This is a genomic window from Micromonospora sp. Mcm103, assembly GCF_024519755.1.
GTDB lineage: Bacteria > Actinomycetota > Actinomycetes > Mycobacteriales > Micromonosporaceae > Micromonospora > Micromonospora aurantiaca.
On record NZ_JALJRJ010000037.1, the window covers coordinates 1 to 13,778 of the forward strand.

The 13,778-nt window shown below is 70.4% G+C and carries 12 protein-coding genes; 4 read left to right on the forward strand and 8 right to left on the reverse strand.

Annotation, left to right across the window (positions count from 1 at the left end):
• Positions 1–78 precede the first annotated feature (78 nt).
• Together OC439_RS29260 and OC439_RS29265 are read right to left on the reverse strand one after the other, a co-directional pair.
• Positions 79–282, reverse strand: coding sequence for a hypothetical protein (locus OC439_RS29260; RefSeq protein WP_262016240.1), 204 nt, complete (start codon positions 280–282; stop codon positions 79–81).
• A 122-nt stretch (positions 283–404) separates the two neighbouring features.
• Positions 405–3,353: a DUF4132 domain-containing protein gene (locus OC439_RS29265; RefSeq protein WP_262016241.1), complete on the reverse strand. Its 2,949-nt coding sequence runs from the start codon at positions 3,351–3,353 to the stop codon at positions 405–407.
• Between the two features lie 396 nt (positions 3,354–3,749).
• On the opposite strand from OC439_RS29265, the gene OC439_RS29270 reads away from it, so the two are divergent.
• On the forward strand, positions 3,750–4,184 hold the full coding sequence (locus tag OC439_RS29270) for a DUF6228 family protein (protein ID WP_262016242.1): 435 nt from the start codon (positions 3,750–3,752) through the stop codon (positions 4,182–4,184).
• 435 nt (positions 4,185–4,619) lie between these two features.
• On the forward strand, positions 4,620–5,684 hold the full coding sequence (locus OC439_RS29275) for a polysaccharide deacetylase family protein (protein WP_262016243.1): 1,065 nt from the start codon (positions 4,620–4,622) through the stop codon (positions 5,682–5,684).
• Positions 5,685–5,792: 108 nt separating this feature from the next.
• Here the strand turns inward: OC439_RS29275 and OC439_RS29280 are convergent, their stop codons facing one another.
• The gene (locus tag OC439_RS29280; protein ID WP_262016244.1) at positions 5,793–6,203 is read right to left on the reverse strand and encodes a RidA family protein; all 411 of its coding nucleotides are present in this window, start codon (positions 6,201–6,203) and stop codon (positions 5,793–5,795) included.
• A gap of 78 nt (positions 6,204–6,281) precedes the next feature.
• On the opposite strand from OC439_RS29280, the gene OC439_RS29285 reads away from it, so the two are divergent.
• Entirely contained in the window at positions 6,282–6,659 is a 378-nt protein-coding gene (locus tag OC439_RS29285; protein ID WP_262016245.1) for a winged helix-turn-helix transcriptional regulator, read from the forward strand.
• 42 nt (positions 6,660–6,701) lie between these two features.
• Here the strand turns inward: OC439_RS29285 and OC439_RS29290 are convergent, their stop codons facing one another.
• The 5 genes from OC439_RS29290 to OC439_RS29310 all read right to left on the reverse strand — a co-directional run bounded on the left by OC439_RS29290 (position 6,702) and on the right by OC439_RS29310 (position 10,193).
• Positions 6,702–7,382 carry an excalibur calcium-binding domain-containing protein gene (locus tag OC439_RS29290; RefSeq protein ID WP_262016246.1) on the reverse strand — a complete coding sequence of 227 codons (681 nt, stop codon included), beginning with the start codon at positions 7,380–7,382 and terminating at the stop codon, positions 6,702–6,704.
• A 175-nt stretch (positions 7,383–7,557) separates the two neighbouring features.
• Positions 7,558–8,601, reverse strand: coding sequence for a P1 family peptidase (locus tag OC439_RS29295; protein WP_262016258.1), 1,044 nt, complete (start codon positions 8,599–8,601; stop codon positions 7,558–7,560).
• Positions 8,598–8,939: a DUF1330 domain-containing protein gene (locus OC439_RS29300; protein ID WP_262016247.1), complete on the reverse strand. Its 342-nt coding sequence runs from the start codon at positions 8,937–8,939 to the stop codon at positions 8,598–8,600. The genes OC439_RS29295 and OC439_RS29300 overlap by 4 nt, the downstream gene beginning before the upstream one ends.
• 48 nt (positions 8,940–8,987) lie before the next feature.
• A complete protein-coding gene (locus OC439_RS29305) occupies positions 8,988–9,512 on the reverse strand; it encodes a hypothetical protein (protein WP_262016248.1) in 525 nt (174 codons plus the stop codon).
• Positions 9,513–9,584: 72 nt separating this feature from the next.
• Positions 9,585–10,193 carry a class I SAM-dependent methyltransferase gene (locus OC439_RS29310; protein WP_262016249.1) on the reverse strand — a complete coding sequence of 203 codons (609 nt, stop codon included), beginning with the start codon at positions 10,191–10,193 and terminating at the stop codon, positions 9,585–9,587.
• A gap of 165 nt (positions 10,194–10,358) precedes the next feature.
• Here OC439_RS29310 and OC439_RS29315 point away from each other — a divergent pair, with 165 nt between their 5' ends.
• On the forward strand, positions 10,359–13,769 hold the full coding sequence (locus OC439_RS29315; protein WP_262016250.1) for an NACHT domain-containing protein: 3,411 nt from the start codon (positions 10,359–10,361) through the stop codon (positions 13,767–13,769).
• Positions 13,770–13,778: the final 9 nt, after the last annotated feature.

Genomic DNA, 13,778 nt, shown 5'->3' on the forward strand with positions numbered 1-13,778 from the left:
CGAACGTCGCCGTCTCCGTCTCGGTGAAGCCCGCGTCGGTCGCGGCTCGCCGCAAAAGCCCATAGTGATCCACGGACGTCATGCTGACAGGTCTGATTCGACCGGCGGCGGCAGGCGTTCCGTGTCCGCTCTCCGGCTGATCCGCGCACACACGCGCCGAGTGGCTTCATGATCGATTGCACGCAGCGTGAGCCGGGCCTGTGCGGGAGCGTCGCCCAGGGCGGAGGCGACGAGCGCGGTGGTGACGACGGCGGCCTGCTTGCCGAGAGGGGTGAACCTCATTTTCGAGCCTCTTTCCGATCGGGTACGGGTGGTGGCTGCGGGATCCACCACCCGTACTTGCTCGGACCTGGCGTGAGGCAGCGGTGGGCTCGGGGGTTGTCGCCACGCCCCCGAGACGCGGATCAGCTCGTCAGATAGCGCAGGTCCCGCACCACCTCGCAGAACGCGACGGGGTCCAGGCCATCGCACCCGCGTACTCCAGTCAGGGTCTTGGGTTCGTCCGGTCCCTGCCAGTGATATCCAGGCGTATACGTGATCTCGACCGTCTTCGGCCAGTCGCACAGCACCGAGGTGTGGTCGTCGCCGAAGCGCCAGCCCTTCGTGGTGAGCACGAACAGTTTCCGCGCATCGACCTTCATGCCGGCGAAGGTAGCCAGGTCTACCTCGCCCGGCGTTGCCAGCTCGCGGCCCAGCTGCGGGAAGGGCTGGATGACGGCGTAGTCGGCGAAGATCTCCGACCAGGCGGTCCGGTCGTCGCCGAGATGCCACGGGTGCGGCACGGCGACGGTGGCCGTGTCGTCGAGCTGCCATGCCTGGTCATAGAGGTCGGCGAACGTACGGTCCTCGGCGACCCGGAAACAGACCGTGCCGTGTTCGCCGGACGCCGCCCACAGCAGCCGGTGGGTGAGCTGCCACATCAGCGGGTGATCCAGGAACAGGGCGCGGAACTCGGCCGCACTCCACCGGCGACCGGTGACCATGGCGTCCTCCATGGCCCGAATGCGCTCGCCGCCGATCTGCTTGACCTCCTTCTTGAGGTCGGCGAACCGCGCGTACGCCGCCGGCGCCAGCACCGGATCGTCGGCGGCGGCCGGCCGCGGCAGCCGGGACAACCGGCGTCCGTCCCCGGCCGCGATCCACGGTTGCAACTGCTCGTCGAGGTTCAGGGTGAATCGGCGTGGCCCGTAGTCCAGGACCGTCCGGCCATCGGCGTCGAGACCCAGGTCCGGCACGATCCGGTCGGCGAGCTGCTCGGGGCTGAGGCCGCGGGCGGCGGCTGTGCCGGCGAGTCGTTGGGAGGCGTGCTCGCGCAGACCGGCGGTTGCCGCTCTGCGGCTGAGCCGATGCAGCTGGGTCAGGGCGACGTCGGTGCCGATCGCGGCGAGCACGTCCATCGCAGCGCGGATCCGGGCGCTGACGGACGACCATTGCGGCAGGACGGCCACCAGGTCGGCGACGGTGGTGTCGTCACCGAGCGTGGCGATCGACACCAGCGCGATGCCGCTCTTCGGCGAGTATTCGGCCGCGCGCCACTGCTCGAGGAGGGCCCAGGCAAAAGCTCCCAGCTGTCGTGGCTCGCAGATGTCACGGGCGGCAATGAGCTCCGGTCGCGGCTCGGTGATCGTGGAGAGGGCGAGTAACACACACAGGCGGTGGACCGCCTCCGAGGCCAGTCTCTCGCCGGTGTCGCGGAGGGTGACCTCGGGAAGCTTGGCGGGGATCAGCCACTCCGGCAGGTCCGGCTCCCGCGGCAGCACGCCGGCCAGAATCGGTGGCACCACGCCCTCCGGGCTGGAGGAAGGGAGACCGGTGATCGCCTGGACGCGGGACCGGCCGTCGTCGTCGAGGGCCGCCAGCGACTGGGGATATGCGAGAACGTGGTCGCGCAGCAACTCGATGACGGGCGGCTCGGTGGCGCCGGTGAGCAGTGCCCGCAGCGCCGTCCCGGGATCGCGCTTGGCCGCCGCCAGCAACGCCGGCCGGAAGTACTGGCGCTCGACCCGGTCCACGACGAGCCCGAACGCCTCTTCGGTCGGGATCGCGGCCAGCGCGGCGACGGCCCGTTTCACGTTGTCCGCGCCGTCGATGGGGCGGTAGTAGTCCTGCTGGTCCAGCATCGTCGCCCATCCGGCGCCGAGCCCGGCCCCGCCGTTCGCGACGATCTCCTCGGCCCGGGCGCGGCCCGGCCCGGCCAGGTGCGGGATCCAACGCGGCTCGGTGAGCACCATCGCGCCGAACAGGTCACGCGACACCGCGTCGTCGCGCTCGGCGAGGACACGCAGAACCCGCAGCGGGTAGCGGGTCAGCACGCCCGACTTGAGCAGGTTCCCCGGCCGCCACGGCTTCTCGTCCAGGTGGTCGCGGACCAGGATCCGCATCGCGTCGTCGCTGGGTGTGCCGGCGACGAACCGGGCCGCATCCGGGTTGAGTCGTGCCGGTTTATCCAGGGTGCTCCCGTCGTGCAGGTAGAGCAGTCTCAGATAGAAATCGTCAGCCAGAAAGGTGACGGCGGCCGGTCCCACACCGTCCAGCACCGTGACGGCGTCCCCGGGTTCCTCGAAGCCGAGCATCGTCCGGCGGATCGCGCCGCGCAGTTGCTCGAGATGTTCGGTGCGGCTCGCGGCCAGTAACAGGATCCCGGACATCGTGCGGTGATCGGCCTGGATCCACTCCTCCCGGCCGGGCTCGTCGAACCATGCCGCTGCCGCCGCGCAGTCCTCGTCCACCCAGTCCTGCCGGGTCGGCATCAGGTAGGAGGACAAGATGCGGCCGGCTGGGAAGCTCCGATGCCCGGCCAGGACGGATTCCGCCTCCCTGTAATCCCGGTCCGACGCGACCGCGAGGTGACGCCGGACCGCCCGGGCCACCGCGTACGTGGCGCCGAGGTCATCGCCGCGCCACCCCTGCTCGTAGGTGTTGCCCTCGGAGGCGCGGGTCCAGAGCTCACCGGTGTGGCAGATCTGGTTCGCCGCCACGACGGCCCGGACCGCGAACAGCAGCCCGGCCCGGGCCACCCACGCGTCCACCAGGGCCTGCGCGTCGGCGGGCACGTTGCGATAGACGAGCAGCAGTGCCGCCACCGCGGCGGCGACCGGGTCGTCGTCCGGTGTCCGCAGATGCCGCTCACCGGCGGCGACCAGCGCCGCGTCGAAGACGGCGTTGCGGCCCAGCACGCGGGCACGTCCCTGCGTGATCCGGTCCGTCGCGAGGAGGTCCCGAAGCCGCTGCTCGGCGCCCGCCGGATCGGCGATTACCGGACGCCACCGGCCACCTCGCCGCGGATGGACACGGCCCGACCAATCCTTCGGCATGTGCCAGGCGTCCTCGTCCGGCATCACGAACCTGCGCATAAAGCCTCCTCGTCCACAGTTCGCGGGGAGGGTAGTACATCGTTATGACACAGATCGTCCCCAGTGGACAGAACCCAGGAGCCGCAGCGCAGCGTAAGTGCGAAGGTCTTCCCGTCATCGAAGCGGTTTCTGAGGGTGACGGAACTGTACTGGGCGGGCCACAGTTCGATGTGGCCCTAAGGCCATGAGCTCTTCTGATCAGGGCGCTGCCTACGGATCAGAAGGTCAGGGGTTCGAGTCCCTTCGGGCGCACAGCACCGGAGAAGCCCCTGACCAGCCGAAATGGCGAGGTCGAGGGCTTTCTCGTATCCGTCCTCGGCGGGCTCGGTGCGGTTGTGGGAGCCACTGGCCTCACAGAGGCGAGGGCGTCAGTAACCCTGCATACTGCGAGCCACCATGACTGAGCCGTTCGTTTTGCAGCCCTACAGCGGTGCGCGATGGGTCGTCCATCCGCCGCGAGATCCGTACGGTGACGGCTACGTCTTCACGATCGCGACTGCGTTGCACGAAGAGGGTATGACCGCTTCGATGGTCGCCAAGATCGACGGCCGCTATGCCGACCTGGCGACGACGCTGCCGGCGTTCGTTCAGAGGCTCGCAGCCGACTGGTGTGGTTGGAACGGGACTCGTACCTGGACGTCCATGGAGCGCGAACTCGCGATCGATGCCCGGCACGACGGACGAGGCTACGTGTCGCTGGGCGTGACTCTCCGGGCTCCCGGTCTCGACCTGGAGGACACAGCCTGGTCCGCTAGAGCGGTCTTCGTGCTCGAAGCGGGGGAGGAGATGACCCGCTTCGCCGCTGACCTCACGCACCTCCTCCGTACGTAGCCGCCAGGTCGACCACGTTTCATTGCGCGCCATTGGTGAGAGGCAACCCGGTGGTGGACCAGGCCACGTAGGACCGGGGTGACCAGCACGCCGAGCCCATGAACGGACCCGCACCGATAATTTCCAAGCGACAGTCTGGGAGCCACCGGGGCGAACGGGACCGGACGGGGCCGGACCGATCGAGTTGTCGAGCGCTTAAGGACCAGGACCATCTGCGCCCCGGACGGCCTGGACATGCTCTTGGGGATCAGGTCGCTTTCCGCTTCTCGCCGAGGGAGTCCAGCGCGTCGTCAGGCACGTAGTTCCGGAAAACTTCCGGAAAATCATTGACGTGCTCGAAACGCCGCTGCAATACTCCGAACGCCGGCAACATCAATCTCTGTCGATTGACGCCATGCGTCGTCAGGTATCACCCGTCCCGAGGAGGACCTGCGCATGTACGCCAGCATCGGCGGCTCCCGCTGCCCGTCCGCCCCCCGATCGCGTCTCACCGTCCGGTTGGCCGCGCTCGCCTCCGCCGTGGCGCTGAGTGCCGCCGGTCTCGCGGTCGCCGCCACTCCGTCCAGCGCCGCCACCTGCAACGGGTACGTCGGCCTCACCTTCGATGACGGGCCCACCGGCAGCACCGGCGCTCTGCTGTCCGTGCTGCGCGCGAACGGCGTACGGGCGACCATGTTCAACGTCGGGCAGAACGTGCAGAGCAACCAGTCCGCCGCGCGGGCCCAGGTTGACGCGGGCATGTGGGTGGCCAACCACAGTTGGAACCACGCGCACATGACCTCGATGAGCCAGAGCCAGATGCAGTCGGACCTCTCCCAGACCAACTCGGCGATCCAGTCGGCGACCGGCGTCCGGCCACAGTTGTTCCGCCCGCCCTACGGGGAGACCAACTCGACCCTCCAGTCGGTCGCCGCGTCGCTCGGCCTGCGCCAGGTGATCTGGGACGTCGACTCCCAGGACTGGAACGGCGCCAGCGTCAGCCAGATCGTCTCCAACGCCAGCCGCCTCCAGGCCGGCCAGGTGATCCTGATGCACGACGGCATTCAGAACACCCGCGACGCGATTCCGCAGATCATGGCCAACCTGACCAGCCGCAACCTCTGTCCGGGCATGATCTCACCGAGCACCGGCCGAGCGGTGGCCCCGGACGGCACCCCGCCGCCGACCACTCCGGCGCCGACCGGCGCGCCGACCACCCCGCCGCCGACCACTCCGCCTCCCAGCGGCGGGTGCACGGCGACGGCGACGACCCCCAACGTCTGGGGTGACCGGTACAACACCTCGGTGACGGTTCAGGGGGCCAGCAACTGGACCGTGGTCGTGGCTCTGACCCCGCCGCAGCGGGTCTCCACTACCTGGAACGGCTCCCCCAGTTGGGACAGCACCGGTTACGTGATGACGATGCGGTCCAACGGCAGCGGCAACACCTTCGGCTTCACCACGATGATGAACGGCAACAGTAGCGCCAGACCCCAGATCCGTTCCTGCACCGCGGGCTGATCCCGGCGGCCCGCCCAGGCCACCGAACACGGCTCAGGTGGGTGTCGTCGACCAGGTGCCCCTATGGTGAACTCCAGCTGACCCTGGACCGTAGGGGCACCCGGGCGCTCAGTGTGCGATCGCGGTCGCCTCCAACTCCACCAGCACGTCCGGCTCGAAGAGGTGATCGACCCCGATCAGCGACGCCGGCGGAAGCGGCTGCGGCAGCCCGAGTTCCTCGGCGACGGACTCGATCCCGGCCATGAACGGTCCGATCTTCTCGGGCGTCCAGTCGGTGACGTAGAAGGTCAGCCGGACCACGTCCTCGAACGACGAGTCCGCGCCGGCGAGGGCGCGGCCGGTGTTGCGCAGCACCTGCGCGACCTGACCGGCCAGGTCTCCGGTGGCGACCGGTGTGCCGTCGTCCAGTCGTGCGACCTGGCCGCTGACGTGGATGTGGCGCGATCCGGTGGCCACCGCGACGTGGTGGTACGGCGTGTTCGGCTGAAGACCGGCAGGGCTGAGACGGGTGACGGACATCGGTGCTCCTCCACTGGGCAACTGAGGTTTACCATTGATACCTAGTTGACGGAGGACACTTCAAGGAGACCTGGTTTCATGAGCGATACCGCCACCTCCGGTACGGGCGAGCTGCGCATCGACGCACCGCACCGCGAGCTGCTCGACCAGGTGCTGGACAAGTGGTCGCTGAGTGTCCTGAACGAGCTGTGCGAGCGCCCGTGCCGCTTCAACGAGCTGCGCCGCGCGATTCCGGCGGTGACGCAGAAGTCACTCACGGCGACTCTGCGGCGGCTCGAACGCAACGGCATCGTCGAACGTCACGTCGTGGCGACGCGCCCGGTCGCGGTCGAGTATCGGATCACCCCGCTGGGCAAGACGCTGCGTGCACCTGTCGACGTGCTGCTCGAATGGGCCGACGCCCACATGGCGCAGATCGAGCACGCCCGGCAGGCATTCGACGCCGAGCTGGAGTGACAACCGGGGCGGCACCGCACGGCTCCGCCCCGGCGTCGCGTGTCACTCGCAGACCATGCCGTCGTTGTCCCGGTCGATGTACCAGTAGTACTCGGGATCCTTGCCCTGCCGGTACGGGCCGTACCCGTTGGCGTTCGCCTCCTTGCAGGTGCCGAAGCGCGGGTCGTTGCCGCCGCCGCCCGAACTGCCGCCGCCGGTGCTTCCGCCGCCGGAGTCGCCGTTGCCGCCACTCGGCTCACATGCCTCGCCGTCGAGGTCGCGATCCAGCCCGGTCCGGTACCCCGGCTGGCCGCGCAGCAGCGGCGCCTTGCCGGCTGCGCGTACGGCATCGCAGTTCTTGTAGTAGACGGCGGGCTTCGTGGTCTTGCGCGGGCTCGGCTTCGACGCGGGCTTCGCGGTGGCCGGCGCGGCCGTGGTGGGTGACGGCGACGGCTCGGGCGACACGGTGCTGGCCTCGGGCGCTGGGGCCGTGGTGGTGGGCGCCGCCACTGTCGGCACCCCCTGGGCCACCTTCTCCGGCGATCCGCTCGGCTCGGAAGTGGCGCATCCGGTCATGCCGATGCCCAGCAGCGCGCCGCTGCAGGCGAGGCCGAGGAACACCTTGATCGCAGCCGGCCGGCGGCTCCACCACGACGGCCGTGGCGGTGCCGAGAGCGGGATGCCGGGCTTGTCGGGCAGCGGCGCCTGTTCGCGCCGCGGATTCTGGGGAGGGAGTTCGGTCACAGCGGGCAGTGTGGAGCGACGCCTGCGGCCCGCAGTGTCGCTGAGCCGACAGACCGGACCTTACCGGCGTGATAAGCGACGAAACGGTCGGCGTCGGCCGGAGCATCGGCATCGAAGCGGCGGATGATCGGACTCGGCCCCTCGCCGAACGGCCGACGGCGAGAGGGGCGCCGGATCAGGCGTACGGCCGGGCCGTGAGCCGTCCCGCTGCCGCCAGCCGCTCGACGGCGGCCCGGTGGGGAACCGCGTGACTGGTACGACCGCCCACGCCGGTGGTGGTGACCGCGGTGAACAGCGAGTTGAGCAGCGCCTCCTCGACCGCGTCCAGCACGCAGGCGAACACCGGATCGATCGCGCCGTCCGGGATCGGCTGCTGATCCGACGTGGTGAACGCGATCGCGTAGTCCCCGCTGGTGTTGCTGAACGACGCGCCCACCCGGGCCATCGCGAACACGGCCCGGCGGGCGAGCCGGCGGAGCTGGCGCGCGTCCACTGGTACGTCGGTCGCCACCACGATCATGCACGAGTTGCCCGGTGGTTCGGTCCGGTCGGCGGCCGGGACCAGTTCGTCGACGGGTAGCGGCACGCCGAGCGCGGTGAGGACGCCGCCGAAGTTGGACTGGACAAGCGCGCCGACCGTCCGTGTGTGGCCGGCGGCCCGGACCGTGCGGGACGAGGTGCCGATGCCCGCCTTGTAGCCCAGGGCGGTGGTGCCGGTACCGGCGCCGACGCAGCCTTCGGCGGGGAGTCCGCCGCTCGCCCCGGCGAGTGCCGCCAGGACGTGGGCCTCCGTGACGGGGCGGCGGCGGATGTCCGACAGGTGCCCGTCGTTCGTCTCACCGACCAGCGGGTTGAACGACAGCCCGTCCGGCCGGCGCTCCATCAGGTGACCGAGCAGCGCGTCCGCCGCCCGGAACACCGACAGCGTGGCGGTCAGGACCACCGGAGATTCGAGTACGCCGAGCTCGTCCACCTGCGTCGAGCCGACGAGCTTCCCGTGGCCGTTGCCGGTGTACACCGCGGCGGGCAGCGTCCACCGTCCGGGGCCGAGCCCGCTCGGCACGATCGCGGTGACGCCGGTGTGCAGGTCGGCGCCGTCGTCGACGGTGGTGTGACCGACCAGGACGCCGGGGACGTCGGTGATCGCGTTGTGCGGCCCGGTGGGCAGCGACCCGACGACGATCCCGAGATCGCGGGGGCGCCGCCCGGGCCGGCTCAGGACGCCGCCGCCCGGATCGCCTGCACGATGCCGGTCGGGGAGTAGTCGTCGGGGACGCCCTCGACCAGGATGATGTCGCCCTCGATGTGCCGCGAGCGCAGCGGCGCGATCTCCTGGTAGGCGGGCGAGTCCCACCAGGCCCGCGCATCCGCGATGCCCGGGAAGCCGAGCATCACGACGGCGCCGGGCCAGGCGCCCTCCTTCACCTCGTGCGGCGTGGCGTGCACGAGGAAACGGCCGCCGTGCGGAGCGAGGGTGCCGGGGAGACGCTCGATGTACTCGGCGATGTCCGGGTGCGGGGCGGCGTCCTGGAGGTGGGCGATGGCGTACGCGGGCATGGTGTCCTTCCGGCCGTCGAACTCCGAACGCCGATCCTGACACAACGGTCAGCACGCTTTCTCGCCCATTTCGGTGAACTCGTCCAGCGGGACCGTCCGCACCACCTCCCCGCTGTCGTCGAAGTCGGTGACCAGGACCGACCCCGGCCGTAGCTCGGCCAGCTCGGCGATCCGGAAGTCCACGCCCTCGGTCCGGAAGCTGTTGTCGTGGGTGGCGCCGGAGACCTGGAACGCCGCCTGTGCGTCGACCACCGGCCCGGGCGGAAAACCCTCAAGGGGTACGAGGGCGGGCGCGGCCGCCTCGCGTGGCACGTCGTACTTCCGTCTCGGCCGGTACGGTCGCTCCGACATCGGCGCACCGGCCGACTCCGTCACTGAGTTGAGCACCACGACGTCGGGCGGCCGGTCCGCGCACCAGGCGAGCACCGCGTGCGGCCGGCCACGGGCGTCCACTGTGAGGCCGGTGACGCCCTTCACCTCCGGTGTGCAGGCGGTCAGCCCGGCCAGCACGATCAGGGCGGCGGCCGGTGTCGCGACGGCCCGGCGTGTCCTCGTACCCCTTCGCGTGGCCATGCTCCGACGGTGACAGCGCCGTGTCACTCCGCGATCCGCGTTCGGTTGCGGCCTGGTGACGATGGTGTGCGCTCAGGCCCCGGACGCCACGGCCGCGACGGCGGCGTGCGGACGGTGGGCCTCGTCGTCGAGGCGCGTCAGGCGCTCGACCTCCGCGACCCCCGCCCGCCGCAGGCGCGCGGAGAACTCGTCCACCGGCCAGCGGTACGCGGTGGCGACCTTGTGGTCGAAGGCGCCCACCTCGTCGCCGACGAAGATGCCGGCCACGAGCCGTCCACCCGGCACGATCGCGCGGCGGAACTCCGCCAGCACGCCGTCGAGTTCCGGTGGCGGGAGGTGGATCAGCGAGTACCAGGCGAGGATGCCGGCGACGGAGTGGTCGGGGACGGCGAGGTGGTCCAGCGACCCGAGCCGGTACGCGCCGTCCGGATACGTCGCCCGCGCGTGCGCGACGAACTCGGGAACCATGTCGATCCCGGTGGCGTCGACGCCGAGCGAACGGAGATGGTCGGTGAGGTGACCGGGCCCGCATCCGAGGTCGAGCACCGGACCGGTCCGGACGGTCAGGTGCCGGCCGATGAGCGCGAGGTCGTCCGCGTGCACCTTGCCGGTGGTGCCGAACAGTTCGATGAAGAGCGTCGCGACCGCCCCGTACGCCTGCCGTACCCGTGTGTGGTCCACCCGTCGACCATAGGGGTCGGACGCCTTCGCCGCATTTACCGGATGAATGAGATGAATGAATGGAAAAGTCGTCGTAAAGCCGCCGCCCGGTGAGGAATCGATAGCTTTCCGTCACTGAAGTTTCTATCCTTGAAGAATCCGATCGCCAGCAGCGGAAGGGGCGGCATGCCGCGCCGTTCGAGCCTCAGCTATCGAGATGCGTTACGACTGCTGGCCCCGGGCAGCACGCGCATCACCGAGACCGACAAGGTCGTCAGCGCGGGGATCCTGGGCGCCGGAGCCCTCTCCCACGGTACGGCGCTCGCGTTGCTCGGCCCGAAGAACGCACTCGTGCAGCTCGTCCGGGACGCCACCGGAAACCAGGCCGGCCGCATCCGGACGACCGGCGGGAAATCGTATTACGAGCTGCTGGAGGCCAGCCATACCGTGCTGGCGCTCTCCGCGTTCTTCGACGGTTTCCGGGACGAGGTCGGGCCGGGTTTCGACAGGCTGGAACTGACCGACGAGGAAAAGGTCGGCATGGTGCCGGCCGAGCGGCGGCACCACACGCTTCCGCAGGAGATCGACGGCGGCTACTTCCCGTTGCCCTCCTCGGTGTACGGCATGGACGACACCCGCCGGGACGTCAAGGCCGCCTACGTCAGGCTCTACGACGCCACCATCGCGTTCTGCGAGGGCCTGGCCGCGTGGCCGTCGGTGCGGCGCGGGCTCGACCTCACGTCGCTGGGCTCCCGAGTGGTGAGCCGTTCCATGTCGCACTACCAGGACCGCTTCGACCGGCTCGCCACGGACCTCCCCGAGTTCGGGTTCCGGATGATGCGGGAGGCGATCGAGCACAACCTGAGAGACAACCGCACGCTGACCACGGAGGTCTCGGCCCGGCTCGACGCGCTGGCGCAGCTCTACCGCAACCTCGCCGAGCTGTCCGGGCCGGTCGCCGCCGACCGGCCCGACCTGCTCCGTGAATCCCTCGACCGGCTCACCGGCTCGCTCTCGGCGGTGTTCCGGCAGCCGCTGCTGCGGATCAAGGACGTCGACTTCCACCTGCGACTGCCGAACGTGGACAGCGGCTTCATCAGCCCCGACTTCCGGGCCGCCGAGTACGGCAAGCACACCTCTCCGGAGCGGGAGGCCTGGTGGGACGACCAGCCGCGCCGGGGTGACCTCGTCGGGTTCCTCTCCCGGTACCTGACCGACCCGGCGAGCCTGCACCGTCCGCTGCTGCTCCTCGGCCAGCCAGGAGCCGGCAAGACGCTGCTGACCCGGGTGATCGCGGCCCGGCTACCGGCGACCCGCTTCACCGCGATAGTGGTGCCGCTGCGCCGGATGTCCGGGGACACGTCGCCGACCGAGCAGATCGAGGCGGCGATCGAGCAGGTGATGGACGAGCGCATCCGCTGGGCGGACCTGCGCCGGGCCACCCAGCACACCACAGTCGTGGTGATCTTCGACGGGTTCGACGAACTCGTCCAGGTCACCGGCACCGCCCACTCGCAGTACATCGACCGGGTGGCCGAGTTCCAGGAGACCCAGTGGGACCTGGGCTACTCGGTCATTCCGATCATCACGTCCCGGATCCTGGTGATGGACCGCGCCAGCGTGCCGCAGGGCACCGTGCTGGTCCGGCTGGAAGACCTGACCGACGCCCAGGTGACCGCCTGGCTGGCCGCCGTCAACGCGGCGAACGAGGACCGGCCCGGCTACCGTCGGCTGTCCGCCGGGGAACTGCTGTCGCACGGCGAGCTGGCCCGCCAGCCGCTGCTGCTCACGCTGCTCGCTATCTACTACAACGAGCACTGGGCCGACCGCCGTCCCGCCGCCATCTCCCGGTCCGACCTGTTCACCGGGCTGCTCACCGCGTTCATCAGGCGGCAGGTCAGCGAGAAGGCGCCGACCGCGCTCGCGCACCACGAGCGGGAGGCCCGCGAGCACCAGCTCCGGCGCGACCTGGCGATCACCGCGTTCGCCATGTTCAACCGCAACCGGGAACTGGTGAACCGGGCCGCGCTCCGCCTCGACCTGGACTGCTTCGGCTCCCGCAGCGGTGACGGCTCCCGGTTCGAACTCGGCGACGTGCTCGGCCCGGAACAGCTGGTCACCGCCGCGTTCTTCGTGGTGTACGGCCCGGACGACGTGCAGGGCGAGGACGCCCGGCGCACGTACGAGTTCCTGCACACCACGATCGGGGACTTCCTGATCGCCGAGTACGTCGTCGGGGCGTTGCGGAGCCTGGCCGAGCTGCGCCGGCACACCCGCAGCCCGGCCGGCTTCGGCTATCAGCTGGACACCGGTCAGTTCCGGGCGCTGCTCTCCCACCAGCCGCTGGTCAAGCGGGAGGCGCTGGTCGAGTTCGCGCGGGATCTCAGCTCCCGCCATCCGCAGGAGCGGGACGCGATCGTGGAGACCATCGCCGGCCTGCTGGCCGAGGCCCGGCAGCGGACCGACCTGGCCGGCGTGGACGGCTACCGGCCCGCGCCGTACGACCCGGTGCGGCTGCTCGCCGCGTACACCGCGAACCTGGTCGCGCTCGCCGCGCTGGTGTCACCCGACGGCGTACGTCACACCGACCTGATGGACGAGGCGACCTGGGTGTCCACGGTCCGGCTGTGGCGGGCGGGGCTGGACGAGAAGGGCCAGCTCGCGATGATCAGTTGGCTCAACCGGGACGCCGACGGCCGGATCATCGCCGAGCGGCGGCGCGAACGCCGGGGGGAGACGGTGAACGTGGCCGCCGAGGAGGCGCGGCTGCTCGGCGACATCACCACCTACGGCCAGTTGCAGGCGGGCGCGCGGACGTGGCGCGGCCAGCAGCCGGACAGCTTCGAGGCCGGCCGGTTCCACGCCGACCTGGTGTCGCTCGCCACCCGCCGCTGGCCGGTGCCGTCCCTGCACCAGCTCATCCTGTACGACGAGCGCAGCTACCGGCGGCTGTGGGCGCGTGCCGTCGAGTCACCGGAGGCGGTGTCCAGCACGAGCGCCACGGTCCTGCTGGAATGCCTCGCCGAGGACGGCGCGCAGTTGCCCCGCGAGGTGGTGTGCGGACTGACCCGGGTGGCGTTGAGCCGGCTGCCCGACTCGCCCACCGCGCCACCCGAGCTGATCATCTCGTGTCCGTACCTGATCGACGAGTTCCCGGAGCTGGTCGACTCGCTCGGCACGACCGACGACCACGCGGTGCTGCACGCCCTCATCCTGCGGCACGGGCTGCACCGGCTGCCGCAGCGGTACGTGCCCCGGGTCCGGCGGGTGCTCGCCGACATCGAGGACCGGCTCGCGGAGCTGCCGCTGGAGGACGGCGTGGTGTCGGCCGAGATGGCCGAGCAGTTCGCCGCCGCGCGAGTCGACAACCGCACCGCGCTGTGGCTGCTGATGGCGTTGGACGAGTACGCCGACCTGGCCTGGCCGAAGATCCCGCCGAAGACGATGCACGCCCTGCTCGCGCACCGGCTGCCGGACGAGTTCCTCGACGAGGCGAGCCTGTGCCGCCTGCTCCTGGACTATCTGCGGGCCCACGACCGGGTGCCCGCCGAGGTCTCGCTGGCGTCAGCCCTCGACACGCTGCGCGCCGCGGTGTGACCCCGTACC